The following is a 19,390-nucleotide window of genomic DNA, read 5'->3' as shown; positions in this document are numbered from 1 at the left end:
GCTCCGCTATCGGTGATACCGCGTGCGGAAAACCACTTTCTTCAAGCAAGCCGATCCCCTCCGAAGACGCGTGGCGTTTTTTCGGTCGGCCGTTTACGACGGGATTCGGTCAGCGGTGCCGGACGCGTGTTTTCAGTACGCGGCCGCCACCGCACTCAGTGGGTGGTCATCACCGAAATCTTGGTAATGCCCGAGCGTTCGATCGACGCCATGGCTTTCGCCACCTGGCCGTAATTGACGGCGGAGTCGGCCTGCAACTGCACGCGCACTTCGGCGTCCTTGGCCTTGACCTCCTTGAGGCTCGCTTCCAGCGATTCCGGGGCCAGCTCGGTTTTCGCCAGATAGAACTTGCCGTCCTGATCGACGCTGACCACCACCGGATCCTTCTTCTCGGCGGGGGCGACAGCGTCGGTTTTCGGCAGGTTGACCTTGATCGCGTTGGTCATCAGCGGCGCGGTGACGATGAACACCACCAGCAGCACGAGCATCACGTCAACCAGTGGCGTGACGTTCATTTCGCTGAGCACTTCATCGCTGTCTTGAGTGGAAAAGGACATCAGCTGGCCTCCCGCACGGCGGCCGTGGTTTTGCTGGCGATGGCCTGACGGCTGATGGAAAACGCACTGCGTGAGGCGAGGGCGTCGAAGTCATGGGCGAAGTCGTCCATGTCTGCCGAAGCGAGTTTCAAACGACGCAGGAAGAAGTTGTAAATCAGCACCGCCGGTACGGCGACAGCGATACCGACGCCGGTGGCGATCAACGCGTGACCGATGGGACCGGCGACCGCTTCCAGGCTGGCCGAACCGGTTTCGCCGATGCTTTTCAGCGCTTCCATGATTCCCCACACGGTGCCGAACAAACCAATGAACGGCGCGGTGCTGCCGATACTGGCGAGAATTGCCTGGCCGTTTTCCAGGGAGCGGCGTTCCTTCTGGATCTGCTGGCGCAGGTTGCGTTCCAGGCGATCCGAACGGTTGATGGTGTGCGCCAATTGCTGGGTGGTACGCGGCGAATCTTCCACCAGCAGCGCTTCGAAACCGCTGCTGGCGATACGCGCCAGCGAGCCCGGATACTGGCTGGCGTGTTCGGCGGCGGTGAGCAGATCCGGCGCGCCCCAGAAGGCTTTGCTGAATTGTTTGTTCTGCGCTTTCTGCCGCAGGTACTGCGCCGACTTGACCAGCAGGATCGCCCAGCTGACCACGGAAAACAGCACCAGACCCCAGAGCACGCCGGGGACAATCATCGAAGACAAATCGTTCATGGTGACACCTCGCTTGCGTTATTCGGTTGTGCGTTGATTGAGCGTTCGGTTATTGCGGCAATTTGAAATCGATGGTCTGGGTGGCGAAGCCGTCGATCGGCGTGTCACCGCGTTTGGCCGGAATAAACTTCCAGTTCTTCACAGCGGCGACGGCGGCTTCATCCAGTTGCGGCTTGCCGCTGGATTTGGTCACCGTCACCGTGCCGGCGCGACCGTTGGCGAGTACCTGAATGCGCAGCACCACGCTGCCTTCCCAGTTGCGCCGCAGTGCCAGCGACGGGTATTCCGGCGGCGGATTGCCAAGGCTGGCGAGACCGGAAATCGCTGCCGACTCCTTGACCGGACCCGGCGCGGCGGCAGGGGCCGGTGGCGCGCTCGGGGTAGCCGGTGCAGCAGGCGCGGCAGGTTGTGCCGGCGCCGGTGGCGCTTTCGGTGGCTCGACCTTTTTCACCGGTTTCGGCTTTTCGACCGGTTTCGGTTTTTCGATCGGCTTGGGTTTCTCCACCGGTTTCGGTGGTGGCTTGACCGCGTCCTCGTCTTCCACCGGTTGTTCCGGTTCCGGCGGTGGTGGCGGAGGAGGCGGTGGTGGTGGTTCCGGTGTGGGCGGTGCCGGTGGCGTCGGGCTGGTCAGCTCAACGGTCATTTCCGGAATCTGCGGTGGCGTTGGCAATGGCTCTGTTTTGGATTGCTGGAGAAACCACCAGGCGCCGCCGTGTATCAGCGCCGACACAGCCACCAGCAACACCATCTGCTGTTTATTCAGACCGCCGGGTTGCGAAGTGTTGGCTTTAAACGCCGGCCTGCCCGGAGGCGGCGGAATTGGCGCTTCCCGCAACGACCCCGGCAGGGTTCTGTGCTTTACCGCATCGTTCATTAAAGCTCCCTCGGGTTGATGAAGGGCAATAAGGTGCCGTCCGAACATCCAGGAGATGTTCGAGTGGGTGGGTGCAACTTTCTTCAAGGTGAGCAGAAGCCGATAGTTGAACTATCCGGTTAACAAGGCTTGTGCAAACTTACTGGCTTGGCGTCATCGACTTTGAGTGTTCATTGGCCATTCCCTGGTTGTTCTTCTATTGCGTAAGACAACGGTCGGTGTCTCATGCTTGTTACACATAGCAACCGCTGTGCCAGATATTGCTGAAATGTAGAGTGCGTATTTCATGAGTGTTACCCATGTCGCATTTATATAAGTTTTAACCTTGTCGTGGTTTTTCCATGGCGCGCAGATTGCCGTTACTCCGGTCGAGGGAGCTTTTTCACAGGCGAGTCAGGCTGTACGCGCAATCCCGCTGAAAGGCGGGATAGAGCGGCGTCGTGACTTGCGGCCTAGGCACTTGCTGGTGCGCGGCGGACCGAATTGGTGCGGGTCAATGTTTTAGCGGCTCACGGGGCATGTTCCTTGTTGTTGGTTAAATGAAATCAATGTTTGAAGTATTGAATAGTTCAAATCCGTGGAGCAGTTTTGGTGCACTTGAAGTGGCGCTGAAAGTTATTGTTCGACAATCCTGCTGTCGTTCAATGCGCACTGCGTTTGCGTAGTAAATGTCCGAGTCTTATTTAAAAAATAAATAGCACGCTGCCGTCGGCCAATAACTCATTGGCGAACGCAGTGCGCTGTCGAGGTGTCAGGTAATAAAGTAAGTGTGAAGGCAGCCGGGACTGTTCGGATGAACTCGGCGGCGAACGGATAAATGCAAAGAGGCTGTGATGCGGCAGAGCGTTTGAAGATTCACGCGGTGAACTCCTTGTTGCCAGCTCGGATACGCGAACTTTTGGTTCGGTATCGCACCTTACAAGAACGCGGATAGCGTTCGATGAATGCTCTTGGTGCGGGATGGGCACCGCCAGCGCTGTTTTGCGAGGTTTGAATTCGCAAGTCGCGAGTGCATGGGAAAACCGTGCCAAAGCCGATACACAGGCAGATTATTTCTACATCCACGCTACAGCCATCTACCCTGTGGCAATGGCTTTTTCGGGGGGATTGGATATGTACCAGCTCTATGGGCACAGAAATTCAGGCGCGGCGGCCATCGAAGCGGCGCTGGAACTGTGCCAGATCGCTTACCGTTTCATTGATGTCGAGGCCAGCACCGAAGCTGCCGAGGCGTTGGCGCAGCTCAATCCACTCAAGCAGATACCGACCTTGCAACTGCCCGACGGCAGCGCCATCACCGAGAGCGCGGCGATCCTGATTCATCTGGGCCTGACATTTCCCAAGTCCGGCCTGCTGCCAGCCAAGGCGAATGATCGCGACCAGGCCATTCGCGGCCTGGTCTATATCGTCAGCAATTGCTACGCAGCGATCGGCGTCATCGATTATCCGGAGCGCTGGCTGCTGATGCCCGACGAAGCTTCGCGGCAGAATCTGGTCGCCGGCGCGCGCGAGCGGCTGCACTGGAGTTGGGAGGTGTTTGCCGACCAGTTTTCCGCCGAGCTTTATCTGGATGACGAAACGCCGGGGGCGCTGGATGTGCTGGCGGCGGTGGTGACACGCTGGGCGGGCAGTCGCGAGCATTTGCGCCAGACGCGACCGGGGTTTTATGCGTGGTTGCAGCGAATTGACCGGCATCCGGTGCTGGCGCCGGTGTTTGCCCGGCATTGGCCGTCCTGACCGCTAAAGAACCCTGTGGGAGCAAGCTTGCTCGCGAAAGCGGTGGGTCAGAAAAACAAGCGTCGACTGATACTCCGCCTTCGCGAGCAAGCTCGCTCCCACAGGGGTAGGGGATGATCCTGAAGGGTTATTCCCCGCGAATGTACTGCTCCAGCTGCTTGATCAGCTCCGCCTGTTCGGCAATGGCTTCCTTGACCAGGTCACCGATCGACAGCAAGCCGATCAACTTGCCGTTCTCGACCACCGGCAAGTGGCGCAGGCGTTTGTCAGACATGATGCCCAGGCAGGTGTCGACAGTTTGGTGGGTGTCGACGGTGATCACGTTCGCCACCATGATATCGCGCACCGGCGTGCCCACGGATGAGCGGCCATGCAGCACCAGTTTGCGCGCGTAATCGCGTTCACTGATGATGCCGACCACCTTATCGTCTTCGACCACCAGCAAGGCGCCGACGTTTTTTTCGGCCATCTTCATCAGCGCTTCGAGCACCATGTGATCAGGCTTGATCTGGTGCACTTCCTGATTTTTCTGATCTTTGAGCTTGAGCAGTTGGGCGACGGTCTTCATGGTGGTTACTCAGGTGTTGTCGTTGTTCTCCAAGCATCGTAGACGCAAGCGCGCAGGGCAAGGTGGCAAAGCGGCAGATAACACGCAAAAAACGTCATTCGCCGGTTTTTTCCGTGGTTGACGCCGATTTATCGCCAGGGTCATCCCGGGTAATGCCGCGTAGAATGCCCCTCTGTTTCAATTTCTGAGGTTGCAGTGGTGGATTTACCGCAGGGCTTCGTCCTGACCCGGCATTGGCGCGATACCGCGGCCGGCACCGAAGTCGAGTTCTGGCTGGCGACTGACGCCGGGCCGCGCCGTGTGCGTTTGCCGCATCAGCCGTCGGTGGCGTTTATTCCCGCCGAGCAGCGCGCAGCGGCCGAACGTCTGCTGCATGACGAGAAGAATGTCGAACTGCGCCCGCTGGCCTTGCAGGATTTCGAACATCGCCCGGTACTCGGTCTGTATTGCCAGCAACACGGCCAGTTGATGCGCCTGGAAACCGCGCTCAACCGCAACGGGGTCGACGTCTACGAAGCCGATGTACGCCCGCCGGAACGCTACCTGATGGAGCGCTTCATCACTGCGCCGGTGCAGTTCAGCGGCACGCCCGATGCCGACGGCGTATTGCTCAACGCCCAGCTCAAACCTGACCCCGATTATCGACCGAAGCTGCGCCTGGTCTCGCTCGACATCGAGACCACCGAAACCGGCGAGCTGTACTCCATCGCGCTCGAAGGCTGTGGCGAGCGTCAGGTGTACATGCTCGGCGCGCCGAACGGCGATAACAGCATCGTCGATTTCGACCTCGAATACTGCGACTCGCGCACCATCATTCTGAAGAAGCTCAATGACTGGTTCGCCCGTCACGACCCCGACGCGATCATTGGCTGGAACGTCGTGCAGTTCGATCTACGCATCCTCCACGAACACGCGCGGCGCCTCGGCGTGCCGCTGAAGATCGGCCGTGGCGGCGAAGAAATGCAATGGCGCGAACACGGTAGTCGCAATCACTACTTCGCCTCGGCGGCGGGGCGGTTGATCATCGACGGTATCGAGTCCCTGCGCTCGGCAACGTGGAGTTTCCCCTCGTTCAGTCTCGAGAACGTCGCGCAGACCCTGCTCGGCGAAGGCAAGTCGATCGACAACCCGTACCAGCGCATGGACGAGATCAACCGCATGTTCGCCGAAGACAAACCGGCGCTGGCCAAGTACAACCTCAAGGACTGTGAACTGGTCACGCGGATCTTCGCCAAGACCGAGTTGCTGACCTTCCTGCTGGAGCGCGCCAGCGTCACCGGTTTGCCGGCGGATCGCAGCGGCGGCTCGGTGGCGGCGTTCACGCACTTGTATATGCCGTTGATGCATCGCCAGGGTTTCGTCGCGCCAAACCTCGGCACCAATCCACCGCAGGCCAGCCCCGGTGGATTTGTCATGGACTCGCAACCGGGGCTTTATGAGTCGGTGCTGGTGCTTGATTACAAGAGTCTGTATCCGTCGATCATCCGTACATTCCTGATCGACCCGGTCGGCCTGATCGAAGGCTTGCAACACCCGGATGACGCCGACTCGGTGCCGGGCTTCCGTGGTGCGCGGTTCTCACGCACCCGCCATTGCCTGCCGTCGATCGTCTCGCGCGTGGCCGAAGGTCGTGAGACCGCGAAACGTGAGCACAACGCGCCGCTATCGCAGGCACTGAAGATCATCATGAACGCCTTCTACGGCGTGCTCGGCTCCAGCGGCTGCCGCTTCTTCGATACGCGGCTGGCGTCATCGATCACCCTGCGCGGTCACGAGATCATGCTGCGCACGCGCAAGCTGATCGAAGAGCAGGGCCACGCGGTGATCTACGGCGACACCGACTCGACCTTCGTCTGGCTGCGTCGTCCGCACGGGCAGGAAGAAGCGGCCAGCATCGGTCATGCGCTGGTCAAGCACGTCAACGACTGGTGGCGCGCGCATGTGCGTGATGAATATGGCCTGGAAAGCGCCCTCGAACTGCAATTCGAAATTCATTACAAACGTTTCCTGATGCCGACCATTCGCGGCGCGGAGGAGGGCAGCAAGAAACGTTATGCCGGTCTGGTCACCCGTGCCGACGGCAGCGATGAAATGGTCTACAAAGGTCTGGAAACCGTGCGTACCGACTGGTCGCTGCTGGCCCGGCAATTCCAGCAGGAACTCTACGAGCGGATTTTCCAGCGCAAGCCCTATCAGGATTACGTGCGCGACTATGTGCGCAAAACCCTAGCGGGCGAATTCGATGATCGACTGGTTTACCGCAAGCGCCTGCGCCGCACCCTCGACGATTACGAACGCAACGTGCCGCCGCACGTGCGCGCGGCGCGCCTGGCCGACGACTACAACGCCCAGCACGGCCGCCCACGGCAATACCAGAACGGTGGCTGGATCAGCTATGTCATCACCCTGGCCGGTCCCGAGCCGCTGGAGGTGCGCCGCGCCGCCATCGACTACGACCACTACATCACTCGGCAATTGCAACCGGTGGCGGATGCGATTCTGCCGTTTGTCGACGACGACTTTTCAACCCTGATCGGGGGGCAACTGGGCCTGTTTTGAGTCCAGCAGTTGCAGCGTCCATTCATCGAGAATGCCGTGGAAGTAGCGTTCCAGCGCCTGATTGAACACGCTGTCTTCAGCGGCAAATTGAGCGAACAGCGTCATCGAGGAATGAAATTTCAGGTCATCGGGATGGCCGAAAATCTCCGCGATCGAGCGCTGTGGCACATTAAGCACAAGCTGCGTGCAGGTGCGTAGTCGGGCGCCGAGCAGCTCGTGGGACAGATAGGCCCGGGCTTCCTCGGCTGAACCGATGGCGTAGCGCCGGGACATTTCACTGCCGCCCAGGCCGGCGAACTGCGGGAAGACAAACCACATCCAGTGGCTGCGCTTGCGGCCCTCATCGAGCTCGCGTTGCACGCGCTCGAACACCGGGTCCTGAGCCTGGACAAAACGTTGCAGGTTGAACGGGTCGTACTGATCAGTGCTTCTCATCGCGAAGCCCTCGCCAGCCGCTGGCTCAAACCATGGCCAGCCGCTGCTTGCGTTGTGGCGCTTGAAACGCCTGGTCCAGCGCCGCCAGATCCCCGGCCTCCAGTTGCAGTTGCGCGGCTTGTGCATTGAGTTGCACGTGTTCCGGCCGTACAGCCTTGGGAATCGCAATCACCCCATCCTGACGCAGAATCCACGCCAGCGAAACCTGCGCGGGGGTTACGCCATGACGAGCGGCAATCTCATTCAGCAGCGGTTCAGCCAGCATCTCGCCGCCCTGGCCAATCGGACAGTAGGCCATCAGTGGCATGCGCTGGTGTTGGCACCACGGCAACAGATCGAACTCGATGCCGCGCTCTTCCAGGTTGTACAGCACCTGATTGGTCGCGCAGGCGGAACTGGAGAGTTCTTCGAGGTCGTCGACATCGAAATTCGACACGCCCCAACGGCCGATCTTGCCGTCCTCGCGCAGGCGTTCGAAGGCCTCGACGGTTTCTTCCAGCGGATACTGGCCGCGCCAGTGCAACAGATAGAGGTCGATGTAATCGGTGTCGAGCCGCCGCAGACTGCGCTCGCAGGCCTGCGGGATGCCTTTGCGGCTGGCGTTGTGCGGGTAGACCTTGCTCACCAGAAACACCTGATCGCGAATGCCGGCAATGGCTTCGCCAACGACTGATTCGGCGCCGCCCTCGGCGTACATTTCTGCGGTGTCGATCAGGGTCATGCCCAGTTCGATCCCCGTGCGCAGCGCCGACACTTCACGCTTGTGCGCCGAGCGGTCTTCACCCATGCGCCAAGTGCCCTGGCCAATGATCGGAACCTGGACGCCGGCCAGTTCGAGGGTACGCATGCAAACCTCCTTGCTGAATGTGTCGATACCTTTTAGTGGGCAGCAGGATAGACCAGATCGTTCCCACGCTCTGCGTGGGAATGCAGCCCGGGACGCTCCGCGTCCCTTCGCGAGCTGGAACGCGGAGCGTCCCTTGAGGCATTCCTTTGCTGCGCGTGGGAACGATCAGGTACGGCGGGGCGAGTTATTTTGCGGAGAACTTCAACACCACGCTGTGGCTGTAAGTCTGCCCCGGATCAAGCCGAGTACTCGGGAAGTCCGGCTGATTCGGCGAATCCGGATAATGCTGAGTCTCCAGGGTAAACGCGCCCCAGTGCGGATAGACCTTGCCACCCTTGCCCTTGACCGTGCCGTCGAGGAAGTTGCTGGTATAGAACTGCACGCCCGGTTCCGTGGTGAACAACTGCAGCACACGACCGGACTGCGGATCACTCACCTCAGTCGCAACTTTGCCGATATCGCCCTTGGTATCCAGCGCCCAGTTGAAATCAAACCCACCCTGTTTCGGCTCGGCAAATTTCAACTGCGGATGATCAGCCTTGATGTGCTTGCCGATTGCCGTCGGTTTGGTGAAGTCCATCGGCGTGCCGGCCACGGGCGCCAGTTCGCCGGTCGGGATCAGTTTGGCGGTGACCGGGGTGTAATGGCTGGCGTGCAGGGTGGCGACCTGTTTGAGAATGTCGCCATTGCCAGCGCCGGCGAGGTTGAAATAGCTGTGGTTGGTCAGGTTGAGCACGGTCGGTTTGTCGGTGCTGGCCTTGTAGTCGATGCGCAGTTCGTTGTTGTCGGTAAGGCGATAGGTCACCTCGGTGGTGAGGTTGCCGGGGAAACCCATTTCGCCGTCCGCCGACAGATAGGTCAGGGTCACGCCGACCGAATCCTTGTCCTTGGTTTCCTGTGCCTTCCAGACTTTCTTGTCGAAGCCCTGCGGGCCGCCGTGCAGCGCGTTGGTCTTATCGTTCTGCGGCACTTGATAGCGCTTGCCGTCGAGTTCGAAGGCACCTTCGGCGAGGCGATTGCCGAAGCGGCCGATGGTTGCGCCGAAGTAGGCGGTGCCTTTCTGGTAACCCTGGACATCATCGAAGCCGAGCACGACGTCGTCGAACTTGCCGTGCTTGTCGGCGACTTTCAGCGATTGCAGGGTCGCGCCGTAGGTGATGACGGTGGCTTGCATGCCGTGGCTGTTGCGCAGGATGTATTGCTCGACGGGCGTGCCGTCATTGGTTTTGCCGAAGGCTTTGTGTTCGGCGCTGAGGCCGGCCGCGTTGGCGGAGAGAGTGGCGATCATCAGGGACAGTCCGAGGCCGGAGAGCAGGTGACGGGATTGAAGCATGGTAGACCTTCCTTTTTGTTGTTGTTTTTGAAAGCGGCGTTCTATCGGTATGTTGATCACCGAAAAAACAAAGTAGTCATACTAAATACTCATCAGGTGAAAATTTATAGCTGATTAATCGTTTATTTCAACAATAAAGACAGACTAAATTGCAGATCGTGGCAGGTGGAAGGACGACCGGGCATTCGGTGCACTGCACTTTTTCGCAATCGGCGGCTCTATCCATGGCCAGGATGCGGTGACTCCCGCCGCACAGGAATGTGCCTGTTCGAGATTTCATGCCGAGAGCTTTTGCCCTGATCGCTGCTTTTTTCCGCCGCCCGTGCCTGTTGCTGGCCTGTTTGTCGTCGCTGCTGTTCAGCGGTTGCAGTCACCAGGACGGCAACGGCTTCTTCAATCAGATGCGTGAAGGGAAGCCGCAGGAGTTCCTGCAGACCAGCGTCGACCGCATGGCCACGTTGGCGATGCGCGACAACCTCAGCAGCCTCTATCGCTTGCAAGCCAAGCTGTACCTGCGCAACCCGGACGAGCTGCGCAAGTCAGGGTTCCTCAACATCCATGCCGCTGTGAAGCAGGTGCGGATGGCCGTGGAGCAGCAACAGCCGTTGCCGGTGCTTGGCGGTCGAAAAGATCTGGCGGCGCTCAGCTATGCGATGAGTCCGGAGTTTCTCGGCGACCGTGTCGGCGCGTTCATCTATGCCATCGGCAGCATGCTGGTCACCGCCCATGGCAATCGCACTGAGTTCTACATGACCGATGCGATCAACCCGACGTTCGTTCACAACGCTGCACGCAATATCGAAAAAGCCACGTGGATTTTGTCCCAGCGGCAGAACAAGGAAGGGCAGCCGCTGCTGTTTTCCAATGAGATCTCGGAGGAGGGCAGCAACCTGAGTTTCGCCACCGAGTTCGGCAAAATCGTCGCGCGCCTGGACCTGATCACGCAGATGCTTGATGAGCGTTATCGGCGGATCGGCCTCAACTACGCGCAAAGTCTGCTCTTCCTGAATTTCCTGCCCGTGCAGTGAGTTCCACGAGAACCTGGGGAGTGCAGAGATCCAATGTGGGAGCGAGCCTGCTCGCGAAAGCGGTGGATCAATCAACACTTCAGTGCCTGAAAGACCGCATTCGCGAGCAGGCTCGCTCCCACATTGAATCAATAGTGCAGGTGATTTTTGTATACAATCCGTCACCGCTATTGATCAAAATGGAGCCGCACCCGTCATGACCGACCCCGCCAGCGCCGATTTCAGCCGCGTCGACCGCACCGCCCGTGCGGACAAATTGCCCTATGCCGCGTTGCTGGCGTTCGCCATGACCGGTTTCATTGCCATCCTCACCGAAACCCTGCCCGCCGGGCTGCTGCCGCAGATCGGCGCCGGGCTCGATGTCAGCGAAGTGCTCGCCGGGCAACTGGTGACGCTGTACGCGCTGGGTTCGATTGTCGCGGCGATCCCGCTGACCGTCGCCACGCGCGGTTGGCCTCGGCGGCGGGTGTTGTTGATGACGGTCGGCGGGTTTCTGATATTCAACACTGTCACCACGTTTTCCAGCCATTACGGTCTGACCTTGGCTTCGCGCTTCCTCGCCGGGATGGCGGCGGGGCTGTCGTGGGGGATCATGGCCGGGTATGCGCGCGGCATTGTGCCAGTGCATCAACAGGGTCGAGCACTGGCGATTGCCATGCTTGGCACCCCGGTGGCGCTGTCACTGGGCACGCCGGCGGGGACGTGGCTGGGCAATCTGATCGGCTGGCGTGCGTCGTTCGGGATCATGTCGGCGCTGGCTCTGGTGCTGGCCGCGTGGATCGTGATCGCGGTGCCGGATCGTCCGGGGCAGGCCAGTGACGAGCGTCTGCCGCTGCTCGAATCGATGCGCCTGCCGGGTGTGCGACCGGTGTTGTTCGTGGTGCTGACGTGGATGCTCGGACACAACATTCTCTACACCTACATCGCGCCGTTTCTGATGCAGGCCGGACTGGCTGACCGGGTTGATCTGGTGCTGTTGGTGTTTGGCCTGTGTTCGCTGGGCGGGATCTGGATCATTGGTCTGCTGGTGGATCGCTGGTTGCGCTGGCTGACGTTGATCAGCCTCGCGGTGTTTGCGTTGACCGCGCTGGTGTTGGCAGTGGCAGCGCCGTCACCGCTGATCATTTATGCCTGCATGGCGGTGTGGGGCCTGTCGTTTGGTGGCTCGGCCACGTTGCTGCTGACCTCAGCGGCGGACTCGGCCGGTGATCACGTCGACGTGGTGCAGGCGATGCTCACCACCTCTTGGAACGTAGCGATTGCCGGCGGCGGCTTGTTTGGCGGGTTGTTGCTGGATCGGGCCGGGGCGATGTCGTTTCCGTGGGCGTTGCTGATTTTGTCGCTGATCGCGCTGGCCACGGTGTGGGTCAACAAAAACCACAGTTTCAAACCGGGACGGCGGGTGCACTGATCTGCGGCACACCGAGATCCCCTTGTAGGAGTGAGCCTGCTCGCGATAGCGGTGTTTCAGTCACTGAACTCGTTACAGATAAACCGCTATCGCGAGCAGGCTCACTCCTACAGTAAAGCGATGGTGAGTTCAATATGGCATAACGATAGACCGCATCGATATATGTGGTTATAAGAAAAATCGCTATGCTGCGGGCCAGATTTTTCCTGTCGTTTTTCTGGACGGTTTAATGGAATTGGCAAATTTCGGCCTGGTGATTGCCGGGCTGGTGGTGGGTTTTATTGTCGGCATGACCGGTGTCGGCGGTGGTTCGTTGATGACGCCGATCCTGCTGTGGTTCGGCATCAACCCGGCAACGGCGGTGGGCACTGACCTGCTGTACGCCGCCATTACCAAATCCAGTGGCGTCCTCGTCCATCGCAAAAACAAGAACATCGACTGGGCCATCACCGGTTGGCTGACCCTCGGCAGTGTGCCGGCGGTGGCCATGACCTTGTGGTTCCTCAGCACCCTGCACACCGCGCCGGACGCGATGAACGCCATCATCAAGCAGGCGCTGGGCTTCGTCCTGTTCGCCACGGCGCTGGCGATCTTCTTCAAGAAACGCTTGCTCGACTTCGCCCACAAACGCGCTGGCGGCAACTACAACCCGAGCGGTTCGCGGTTGAACGTGATGACCGTGATCACCGGTCTGATTCTCGGCACCATGGTCGCCCTGACCTCGATCGGCGCGGGCGCCCTGGGCACCGTTGCGCTGTTCATCCTCTATCCGCTACTGCCGACCCGCCGTCTGGTCGGCACCGAAATCGCCCACGCCGTGCCGCTGACCCTGGTTGCAGGCCTCGGCCACGCCAGCATGGGCAATATGGATTGGGGGGTGCTGGGCTTCTTGCTGGTTGGCTCGTTGCCGGGCATCTGGCTCGGCAGTCACCTGACCGGACGCATCTCCGATGAAGTGCTGCGCCCGTGCCTGGCGACGATGCTGGTGTTGATCGGTTACAAACTGGCGTTCTGATCTGGCCATGAGTGAAACCACTGTCCATTGCGATGGCCGTCTCGCCATCACCGTCGAACCGCGTGAAATGCGTATGAGCCATTGGCTGTATGCGCCGCGTGCGGTCGATCTGCAGCGCCAGCAAGTGCTGCTGGATCTGAGCGAGAGCCTGTGGGATTTGCTCGGTACCGTCGACGAGACGGCCAATGGCCTCGCGCTGGTGCTGCGCAAGTACCCGGGTGATCGGGCGTCGGTGAGGTTGAGCGTTGAACTCGACAGCGGTGAACTCAAGCTCGGTGGACAACCCGTCGACCCTTCGCAATTGCTTTCGACACTCGATTCAGCGCTAGACTGAGGCGGCACAGCTTGCGGCGCGCCGCCTCACCACGGGTTAACGCAGAATGACGTATTTCATTATCGTCACCGGCAAATCGTCGTACACCAGTTCTTCAACCACTTCCCAACCCAGCCGCGCATATAGCGACTGCGACGTGTCGGTGTACAGATACAACTCAGGCACACCCAGCGCCGCCGCTTCTGCAACCACTCGATTGACCAGTTGCGAAGCAATCCCGCGACCGCGTTCCTCAGCCTTCACGTAAACCCCGGCCAGCCATGGCGTCAGGTTCGGTCGCAGCTTCAGATCGCTTTCGATCAGCAGCGCGCCGCCCAGCAAACGTGAACCCTCAAGCGCTACCACCACGCTGGGCACTGCGCCTTTGCCGCAGGATTCGCGCATGTGTTCGATACGGTCCTCGACGGTTTGCCCGGGACGAAACTCGCCCCACTCCTTGAAGTTGAGCGTGGCCAGTTCTTCGATCAATTCGCGGTGATCGCACAGGTAATCGATGTGCATGTGGCTGAACTCCATTCCATTGGCAGAACCACCACCCTAATGCGGTCATAAAAGGTAATCAAATCCGCGTTGCGATCACCTCGGATATGTTGCGCAATGTCGCGCCTGTCCTAAGCTTCTGACTAGGCGGAAGATATTTGCCGGGTTGTCCCGGAACAATCGCCACGATGCGCAATCATTAGAGCGTGGATATCAAAAGGAGATGCGCATGCTCATCAGGTCATTGACCCTGACACTCTTGCTGGCGATTGCCGGCCCCTTGTTCGCCGCTGACAACGATTCGCCCATCGCCGGGGACATGGGCCGCGCCCGACCGCTGATCGTGATCGCACAAAGCACGGTCGACCCCGTGTGGGTAAGCCTGAAAAAGTCGCTGGAAGACCCCGCGAACAAAAAAGGCGTAGCCGACCGCAACATCAAGGTCTACACCATCCTCAACATGTCCGGCCAGCTCGACGGCAAGGACATGGGCCAGCAAGACACCATGGCGCTGCTGCGCTCGCTGAAACTGGGCGCCGGGGCGTATCCGAAAGTGTTCCTGGTGGGCAAGGACGGCGAGACCAAACTCTCGGCTTCGGGGGATGAAGCGAAGGCAGTGGATTTGAAAAAAATCTTCGACACCATCGATGCCATGCCGATGGCCGAGAAGGAAGCAGCCGCTGCGGCTCAGGTGCCGGTCGCTGCTACGCCGGAACCTGCCAAAGGCGCGAAGAACGCGAAGCCGACCAAGCCTGCGAAACCGAGCAAGCCGCCGGAAATGCCGGATGATTGATCGCACAGTCACTGAATAAAACGCGTCCCCTGTAGGAGTGAGCCTGCTCGCGATAGCGGTGTATCAGTCACCATCAGCGTTGACTGATACACCGCTATCGCGAGCAGGCTCACTCCTACATATTTGCGGACACCGAAGCCTCACTGCAACCTGTCTACCCACGGCTATCGCCCTCATCAAGCAGGTAAACCAGCACACCTTTGGTATCACCTACGACCAGTGGAGAATGCGTGGTCAACACGAACTGGCAATTGGGAAAGGTCGTACTTAACTGTGCAATCAGACCGAGCTGCCATTGCGGATCCATGCGCAATTCCACATCGTCGATCAGAACAATGCCGTCGCCGTGCAGCGGGTTGTCCATCGATGGATTCATCATCGCCAGACGCCTGGCCATGTCACCCACCAACGCAATCATCGACTTTTCGCCAAGCGAGAGCTGAGTGACATTGAATGTCGCGCCATGCTTGTCGATAGCCATATGCAAATGCGGTTTGCGTTGCACGCGCAGGTTAGTGAAGTCCGGCATGAATGCAGTCAGGGCCGAACGAACGGCAGTCAATTGGCGATCGCGAGTGGAGGCTTTCACATTGGCCAGCGTTTTCCAGGCGTCGCTGTCAGTACCGAATTTTTCCGCGATTTCGGCCAGTGCGGTATCGGAAATCCCGTCTTCGTTTTCGCTGTCTTCGCGTTCGCGGAACCATTCGAAAAAACTGCCAAAATCGGCACCCCCGTGAAAACTGGTGTCGTAGCCGTCGAGTTGATCGAAGGCTTGTTTGCCGCTGATTTTCAGCGGGACTTCTAAAACGCAACGTTCGGCCGGGTAATAAGCGATCAGCGGGAGTGAGGCACTATCGTCGGCGGTGAGTTGAGTGCGGTAGTGGTCTGCAAGCAGTCTGACTTCGTTTAAATATCCACGGCCCGAAACAGCACCTTCTTAGCGACTTCGGGCAGCGCCCCATACGAACAATTCGTTTTCGGAACCCGCACCACTCTCAGCTGCGCGCGGATGTGAAACGTCGGTGATGCCAATCGAGAGGACAGCTCCTGAGGCGCCGTTGCGAATATCTTCATCGACAAGGTATTTGCCATTGCCTTTATTGGAGCGAATTTTTGCGATCAGCCAGCTCAGACAAATATTCAGGGATTTGAGAATGGTGGTTTTTCCGCTGCCGTTATTTCCTACCAGCACCGTGATGTTCGAACGGTGTGTCGGGGTAGGGGCAAACTGAATATCCATGTCGCCAAAGTGTCCGACATCCGCAAGTTTCAAACTTTTGATTTCCATCACTGCGCCCTTCGAATGACTGTTTTTTGCCCGACGCCATCCTCGTCCAAAGATTGACTCGATGCAGTGTAGATACAACAAATTCATTCGCTAATACAAAGTCGTTGCAGCATGTGCCGGCCGAAATGTCTTACACAAAGCTCCTTCAGGTCGCGCGGATTTTTCCTGCAAGTCACGGCGGCGGTGGTGAACTGGTGGGGTTGGGGGAGGAGGGATAGTCTTCTTGGGCCGCTGCAAAACACAGTGGTCGGATGTGGAAGTCCGGTGATTCCCGAGAGCGCGTTGCGCCTGTAAACACATGTTGGTGGTTTTTATGCCAACATTGTTTGCTTATGGCAGCGATGCGCAGGAGCACTCTCGAGTGCACCGGGTTCCTCGGGTTTCCCCGGACTTCCACCCCTGCGCAAAGCTGCCACCCTCTCGTGGAAGTGAGTTCGGCAGTTTTTTCTTTGAATGTCCCGAGGATTTACTAATGAAAAAACACACTCCAAGTCCCCCCGAATCCCCCATGGATTCAGGGTCCTTCGACGCCAACAACCCCCGCTTACGCAACCCCCGTCACCCCGATCCCATCAGCCACCTCTTCACCATCCTCCCCGATATCGATACCCCCACGCTGCTCTGCCACGCTTGCGAAACCCTCGCTTCATTGAACGTCCTGACCACCGACCTGGCCGCTGAACTGCAAGGTTCGCCGCGTAGCCTTGCCTTGTCGATTCAGCAGTTGGCCGTACTCGGCGAGTTGCTGGTCAACCGAGCGCTGGACAATCTCGATCCACCGGCGGCGACGCAACAATGAACAGGGAGGTTCAAACATGGCGCGATACATTCCGATTACCGGGATCGACTGCAAGATTCCCAGTCTGTTGATCGACAGCGAAGCACCGGTGGATGTGCTGCACGGCACAGCGGCTTACCGTTTGCGCTGTGTGACGCAATTAATGGAGACCTTGGCGCTGGGAGACGGCAAGGGCCACGACGCATTACTGCTACAGGATTTCGCCCGGGTGATGGCGATCCCGTTGCGGGACAGTTGCGACTTGATGGATGTCATCGGCTGGAAGTTGCAGGCACAGCTTTAAAGGCTGAAACGAAAAAGGGCGACCTTGAAAGGTCGCCCATTTTTATTGCCTGACGCGAAACTTTTAATCGGCGACAGCACTGAGAATCTTATGGGCGATCTTCACCCGCTCAGGAATCGGGAAGTTCTTGTTGGCCATGATCACGATGCCAACATCCTTGCTCGGCACAAACGCCACGTAAGTCCCGAAACCACCGGTAGAGCCGGTCTTGTTGATCAACACATCCTGTGGCTGCGGTTGCGGCGTATTCAGCCACTGCACTTTGTGTGCTTCCATGGCCATTTCCGTCGAGTTGCCCGCCAGTAAACGGTCGAGGCTGATCGGGTAGCGGTACATTTCCCAACCGAGGCCTTGGGTCATGTCGCCGACGGTGTAGTACCCGGTGTGGGTGTTGGCGATGGTTTTTTGCAGGGAGGCTTCCAGCGCTTCAGGTTTCAAGTTGGCCTGCACGTAACGCAGCATGTCCACCGCGCTGGTTTTCACCCCGTAGGCCTGCGAATCCAGGGCGCCGGGGGTGACGCGCACCGGTTTGCCGTTCTTGTCATAGCCCTGCGCATACAGGTCCATTTGCGCGGCCGGCACGCTGAGGTAGGTGTGCTGCAAACCGAGTTTAGGCAGCAGGGTTTGTGTCATCGCCTGATCAAACGGCTGGCCGAGGCTTTGAGCGGCCAGATAACCGAACAGGCCCAGACTCGGATTGGAGTACTGGCGATGGCTGCCGGCGGGATATACCGGTTTCCACTGTTGGAAATAGCCGAGCATCTTGTCAGACGAATCCGCACTGTCCGGGAATTGCAGCGGCAAACCGCCGGCGCTGTAGGTGCCCAGTTGCAGCACGCTGATGTTATCGAAGGCGCTGCCTTTCAGATCAGGCCAGAGCTGACTGGCCTTGGTCGACAGATCGAGTTTGCCCGTCGCCAGGGCGTAACCGGCGAGGGTGGCGGTGAAGGTTTTGCTCACCGAGCCGATTTCGAACAGGGTGTTTTCGCTGACTTTCTGCCCGGTGTCTTTACTGGCGACGCCGTAGTTAAAGTAATGCGCCTTGCCGTTGATGGTCAGCGCTACGGTGAGGCCGGGAACGTTCTGTTGCTGCATCACCGGCGTCACCGCTGCGTTGACCAGCGCTGACAGTTGCGCATCGTCGGGCACGGCGGCGAAGCAGGCACTGGTGCCGAAGAGCAGACCGAAAGCGGCGCAGGAAATGACTTTGCTCGATTGAATGGATGACATGAATGAACCACTCTCCATGAGTGTTGATGACGTTATCCCGCTACACTGCGGGCGATTTCTTCGTTGGGCGACCGATCAGCGCCGCCAATTTAGTCAGCGCGGCGCCAATCGACAAACGACGAAAATTCGCACGAGCCATTAGAAAAATTTGGGACTGGGCATGATTCGACCGCAATTGCCGCTCAACGCGCTGCGTGCCTTTGAAGCGTCCGCGCGTCATTTGAGTTTCACTCGCGCCGCCGTGGAGCTGTGCGTCACGCAAGCGGCGGTCAGCCATCAGGTGAAAAGCCTTGAGGCGCAACTCAACGTCACCCTGTTCAAACGCCTGCCCCGTGGGCTGATGCTGACCAGTGAGGGTGAAACCTTGCTGCCGGTGCTGAGCACCTCGTTCGATCACATCGCGCAGATTCTGGAACGCCTCGCTGGCGGACAGTACCGCGAAATGTTGACCGTTGGCGCGGTGGGTACGTTCGCCGTGGGTTGGCTGTTGCCGAGGCTGGCGGACTTCCGGACGAAACATCCGCTCATAGATTTGCGGCTGTCGACCAACAACAATCGCGTGGATGTCGCCGCTGAGGGTTTGGATTACGCCATTCGCTTCGGTGCCGGGGCGTGGCATGGCATTGAGGCGACGCGTTTGCTCGATGCGCCGCTGTCGGTGTTGTGCGTGCCGGAGATCGCTCGGCAATTGCAATCGCCGGGGGATTTGCTGCAACAAACGCTGCTGCGTTCCTATCGCACCGATGAATGGCCGGAGTGGTTTCAGGCTGCCGGTTTGGCGACCCAGGCTGCGCCGCCGCAGAGCATCGTTTTTGATTCATCGCTGGCGATGATGGAAGCGGCGTTGCAGGGCAGTGGGGTGGCGTTGGCGCCGCCGCTGATGTTCGCCCGGCAACTGGCGGCGGAGGCGATTTGTCAGCCGTTTGCGATTGAGATTACGACGGGGAGTTACTGGTTGACGCGGTTGCAATCGCGCCCTGAAACAGCGGCGATGTTCGCTTTCAAAAACTGGCTGCTGCAAATCTCTGGTTAATGCAAAACCCTTGTAGGAGTGAGCCTGCTCGCGATAGCGGTGTGTCAGTCAAAATTGGTATCAACTGACACACCGCTATCGC

General features: G+C 59.1%; 22 protein-coding genes. 11 read left to right on the top strand and 11 right to left on the bottom strand.

Annotation, left to right across the window (positions count from 1 at the left end):
• Nucleotides 1-155: 155 nt before the first annotated feature.
• From AB4N74_RS13820 to AB4N74_RS13810, 3 genes are all read right to left on the bottom strand, one after another.
• Entirely contained in the window at nucleotides 156-557 is a 402-nt protein-coding gene (locus AB4N74_RS13820) for an ExbD/TolR family protein (protein WP_007918272.1), read from the bottom strand.
• Complete coding sequence (locus tag AB4N74_RS13815; protein ID WP_371748312.1) at nucleotides 557-1,243, bottom strand: MotA/TolQ/ExbB proton channel family protein; 687 nt, start codon at nucleotides 1,241-1,243, stop codon at nucleotides 557-559. The genes AB4N74_RS13820 and AB4N74_RS13815 overlap by 1 nt, the downstream gene beginning before the upstream one ends.
• A gap of 67 nt (nucleotides 1,244-1,310) precedes the next feature.
• The gene (locus tag AB4N74_RS13810; RefSeq protein WP_099756719.1) at nucleotides 1,311-2,135 is read right to left on the bottom strand and encodes an energy transducer TonB; all 825 of its coding nucleotides are present in this window, start codon (nucleotides 2,133-2,135) and stop codon (nucleotides 1,311-1,313) included.
• 1,113 nt (nucleotides 2,136-3,248) lie between these two features.
• Here AB4N74_RS13810 and AB4N74_RS13805 point away from each other — a divergent pair.
• A complete protein-coding gene (locus AB4N74_RS13805) occupies nucleotides 3,249-3,872 on the top strand; it encodes a glutathione S-transferase (protein WP_093433937.1) in 624 nt (207 codons plus the stop codon).
• Between the two features lie 127 nt (nucleotides 3,873-3,999).
• On the opposite strand, the gene AB4N74_RS13800 is transcribed toward AB4N74_RS13805, so the two are convergent.
• Nucleotides 4,000-4,440, bottom strand: coding sequence for a CBS domain-containing protein (locus tag AB4N74_RS13800; RefSeq protein ID WP_008084932.1), 441 nt, complete (start codon nucleotides 4,438-4,440; stop codon nucleotides 4,000-4,002).
• A gap of 198 nt (nucleotides 4,441-4,638) precedes the next feature.
• Between AB4N74_RS13800 and AB4N74_RS13795 the strand changes: the two genes are divergently transcribed.
• The gene (locus tag AB4N74_RS13795) at nucleotides 4,639-6,999 is read left to right on the top strand and encodes a DNA polymerase II (protein ID WP_460100787.1); all 2,361 of its coding nucleotides are present in this window, start codon (nucleotides 4,639-4,641) and stop codon (nucleotides 6,997-6,999) included.
• Here the strand turns inward: AB4N74_RS13795 and AB4N74_RS13790 are convergent.
• The 3 genes from AB4N74_RS13790 to AB4N74_RS13780 form a co-directional block, all read right to left on the bottom strand.
• Complete coding sequence (locus AB4N74_RS13790) at nucleotides 6,964-7,434, bottom strand: DUF1810 domain-containing protein (protein WP_093433943.1); 471 nt, start codon at nucleotides 7,432-7,434, stop codon at nucleotides 6,964-6,966. The genes AB4N74_RS13795 and AB4N74_RS13790 overlap by 36 nt on opposite strands.
• Before the next feature lie 25 nt (nucleotides 7,435-7,459).
• Nucleotides 7,460-8,281, bottom strand: coding sequence for an aldo/keto reductase (locus tag AB4N74_RS13785; protein ID WP_257355603.1), 822 nt, complete (start codon nucleotides 8,279-8,281; stop codon nucleotides 7,460-7,462).
• 184 nt (nucleotides 8,282-8,465) lie between these two features.
• Nucleotides 8,466-9,614: an aldose epimerase family protein gene (locus AB4N74_RS13780; RefSeq protein WP_257355602.1), complete on the bottom strand. Its 1,149-nt coding sequence runs from the start codon at nucleotides 9,612-9,614 to the stop codon at nucleotides 8,466-8,468.
• 278 nt (nucleotides 9,615-9,892) lie between these two features.
• Here AB4N74_RS13780 and AB4N74_RS13775 point away from each other — a divergent pair, with 278 nt between their 5' ends.
• From AB4N74_RS13775 to AB4N74_RS13760, 4 genes are all read left to right on the top strand, one after another.
• Nucleotides 9,893-10,642 (top strand): hypothetical protein, encoded by a 750-nt coding sequence (locus AB4N74_RS13775; protein ID WP_095051023.1) that lies wholly within the window; start codon nucleotides 9,893-9,895, stop codon nucleotides 10,640-10,642.
• 196 nt (nucleotides 10,643-10,838) lie between these two features.
• Nucleotides 10,839-12,053, top strand: a complete 1,215-nt coding sequence (locus AB4N74_RS13770; RefSeq protein WP_460100781.1) for an MFS transporter — start codon at nucleotides 10,839-10,841, stop codon at nucleotides 12,051-12,053.
• Between the two features lie 229 nt (nucleotides 12,054-12,282).
• The gene (locus AB4N74_RS13765) at nucleotides 12,283-13,068 is read left to right on the top strand and encodes a sulfite exporter TauE/SafE family protein (protein WP_034154648.1); all 786 of its coding nucleotides are present in this window, start codon (nucleotides 12,283-12,285) and stop codon (nucleotides 13,066-13,068) included.
• Between the two features lie 7 nt (nucleotides 13,069-13,075).
• Nucleotides 13,076-13,402, top strand: a complete 327-nt coding sequence (locus AB4N74_RS13760) for a hypothetical protein (protein ID WP_180698828.1) — start codon at nucleotides 13,076-13,078, stop codon at nucleotides 13,400-13,402.
• 36 nt (nucleotides 13,403-13,438) lie between these two features.
• Here the strand turns inward: AB4N74_RS13760 and AB4N74_RS13755 are convergent, their stop codons facing one another.
• The gene (locus AB4N74_RS13755; protein WP_460100777.1) at nucleotides 13,439-13,903 is read right to left on the bottom strand and encodes a GNAT family N-acetyltransferase; all 465 of its coding nucleotides are present in this window, start codon (nucleotides 13,901-13,903) and stop codon (nucleotides 13,439-13,441) included.
• 208 nt (nucleotides 13,904-14,111) lie between these two features.
• Between AB4N74_RS13755 and AB4N74_RS13750 the strand changes: the two genes are divergently transcribed.
• Nucleotides 14,112-14,675 (top strand): DUF4174 domain-containing protein, encoded by a 564-nt coding sequence (locus AB4N74_RS13750; RefSeq protein WP_093433972.1) that lies wholly within the window; start codon nucleotides 14,112-14,114, stop codon nucleotides 14,673-14,675.
• A gap of 154 nt (nucleotides 14,676-14,829) precedes the next feature.
• Here AB4N74_RS13750 and AB4N74_RS13745 read toward each other — a convergent pair whose 3' ends face one another.
• Nucleotides 14,830-15,237 (bottom strand): AAA family ATPase, encoded by a 408-nt coding sequence (locus AB4N74_RS13745; RefSeq protein WP_460100774.1) that lies wholly within the window; start codon nucleotides 15,235-15,237, stop codon nucleotides 14,830-14,832.
• On the opposite strand from AB4N74_RS13745, the gene AB4N74_RS13740 reads away from it, so the two are divergent.
• On the top strand, nucleotides 15,238-15,480 hold the full coding sequence (locus AB4N74_RS13740) for a hypothetical protein (RefSeq protein WP_460100771.1): 243 nt from the start codon (nucleotides 15,238-15,240) through the stop codon (nucleotides 15,478-15,480). It abuts the gene before it with no gap.
• A 132-nt stretch (nucleotides 15,481-15,612) separates the two neighbouring features.
• Here AB4N74_RS13740 and AB4N74_RS13735 read toward each other — a convergent pair whose 3' ends face one another.
• On the bottom strand, nucleotides 15,613-15,963 hold the full coding sequence (locus tag AB4N74_RS13735; RefSeq protein ID WP_460100768.1) for an AAA family ATPase: 351 nt from the start codon (nucleotides 15,961-15,963) through the stop codon (nucleotides 15,613-15,615).
• Nucleotides 15,964-16,435: 472 nt separating this feature from the next.
• On the opposite strand from AB4N74_RS13735, the gene AB4N74_RS13730 reads away from it, so the two are divergent.
• Entirely contained in the window at nucleotides 16,436-16,762 is a 327-nt protein-coding gene (locus AB4N74_RS13730; protein WP_460100765.1) for a DUF6124 family protein, read from the top strand.
• A 16-nt stretch (nucleotides 16,763-16,778) separates the two neighbouring features.
• Nucleotides 16,779-17,045 carry a hypothetical protein gene (locus AB4N74_RS13725; RefSeq protein ID WP_194935582.1) on the top strand — a complete coding sequence of 89 codons (267 nt, stop codon included), beginning with the start codon at nucleotides 16,779-16,781 and terminating at the stop codon, nucleotides 17,043-17,045.
• Nucleotides 17,046-17,108: 63 nt separating this feature from the next.
• Here AB4N74_RS13725 and ampC read toward each other — a convergent pair whose 3' ends face one another.
• On the bottom strand, nucleotides 17,109-18,275 hold the full coding sequence (gene ampC, locus AB4N74_RS13720) for a class C beta-lactamase (RefSeq protein WP_460100762.1): 1,167 nt from the start codon (nucleotides 18,273-18,275) through the stop codon (nucleotides 17,109-17,111).
• 160 nt (nucleotides 18,276-18,435) lie between these two features.
• Here ampC and AB4N74_RS13715 point away from each other — a divergent pair, with 160 nt between their 5' ends.
• Nucleotides 18,436-19,308: a LysR family transcriptional regulator gene (locus tag AB4N74_RS13715; protein ID WP_460100759.1), complete on the top strand. Its 873-nt coding sequence runs from the start codon at nucleotides 18,436-18,438 to the stop codon at nucleotides 19,306-19,308.
• The last annotated feature ends 82 nt before the right edge of the window (nucleotides 19,309-19,390 follow it).

The sequence above is a fragment of the Pseudomonas sp. H3_C08 genome (assembly GCF_054669455.1).
Note: the sequence above shows the minus strand (reverse complement) of the source record. Positions and strands in the feature narration are given on the sequence as shown.

Coding starts and splice junctions, on each gene's coding strand:
- AB4N74_RS13820 (WP_007918272.1), bottom strand. CDS start 557: ATGTCCTTTTCCACTCAAGACAGCGATGAAGTGCTCAGCGAAATGAAC.
- AB4N74_RS13815 (WP_371748312.1), bottom strand. CDS start 1,243: ATGATTGTCCCCGGCGTGCTCTGGGGTCTGGTGCTGTTTTCCGTGGTC.
- AB4N74_RS13810 (WP_099756719.1), bottom strand. CDS start 2,135: ATGAACGATGCGGTAAAGCACAGAACCCTGCCGGGGTCGTTGCGGGAA.
- AB4N74_RS13805 (WP_093433937.1), top strand. CDS start 3,249: ATGTACCAGCTCTATGGGCACAGAAATTCAGGCGCGGCGGCCATCGAA.
- AB4N74_RS13800 (WP_008084932.1), bottom strand. CDS start 4,440: ATGAAGACCGTCGCCCAACTGCTCAAGCTCAAAGATCAGAAAAATCAG.
- AB4N74_RS13790 (WP_093433943.1), bottom strand. CDS start 7,434: ATGAGAAGCACTGATCAGTACGACCCGTTCAACCTGCAACGTTTTGTC.
- AB4N74_RS13785 (WP_257355603.1), bottom strand. CDS start 8,281: ATGCGTACCCTCGAACTGGCCGGCGTCCAGGTTCCGATCATTGGCCAG.
- AB4N74_RS13780 (WP_257355602.1), bottom strand. CDS start 9,614: ATGCTTCAATCCCGTCACCTGCTCTCCGGCCTCGGACTGTCCCTGATG.
- AB4N74_RS13775 (WP_095051023.1), top strand. CDS start 9,893: ATGCCGAGAGCTTTTGCCCTGATCGCTGCTTTTTTCCGCCGCCCGTGC.
- AB4N74_RS13770 (WP_460100781.1), top strand. CDS start 10,839: ATGACCGACCCCGCCAGCGCCGATTTCAGCCGCGTCGACCGCACCGCC.
- AB4N74_RS13765 (WP_034154648.1), top strand. CDS start 12,283: ATGGAATTGGCAAATTTCGGCCTGGTGATTGCCGGGCTGGTGGTGGGT.
- AB4N74_RS13760 (WP_180698828.1), top strand. CDS start 13,076: ATGAGTGAAACCACTGTCCATTGCGATGGCCGTCTCGCCATCACCGTC.
- AB4N74_RS13755 (WP_460100777.1), bottom strand. CDS start 13,903: ATGCACATCGATTACCTGTGCGATCACCGCGAATTGATCGAAGAACTG.
- AB4N74_RS13750 (WP_093433972.1), top strand. CDS start 14,112: ATGCTCATCAGGTCATTGACCCTGACACTCTTGCTGGCGATTGCCGGC.
- AB4N74_RS13735 (WP_460100768.1), bottom strand. CDS start 15,963: ATGGAAATCAAAAGTTTGAAACTTGCGGATGTCGGACACTTTGGCGAC.
- AB4N74_RS13730 (WP_460100765.1), top strand. CDS start 16,436: ATGAAAAAACACACTCCAAGTCCCCCCGAATCCCCCATGGATTCAGGG.
- AB4N74_RS13725 (WP_194935582.1), top strand. CDS start 16,779: ATGGCGCGATACATTCCGATTACCGGGATCGACTGCAAGATTCCCAGT.
- ampC (WP_460100762.1), bottom strand. CDS start 18,275: ATGTCATCCATTCAATCGAGCAAAGTCATTTCCTGCGCCGCTTTCGGT.
- AB4N74_RS13715 (WP_460100759.1), top strand. CDS start 18,436: ATGATTCGACCGCAATTGCCGCTCAACGCGCTGCGTGCCTTTGAAGCG.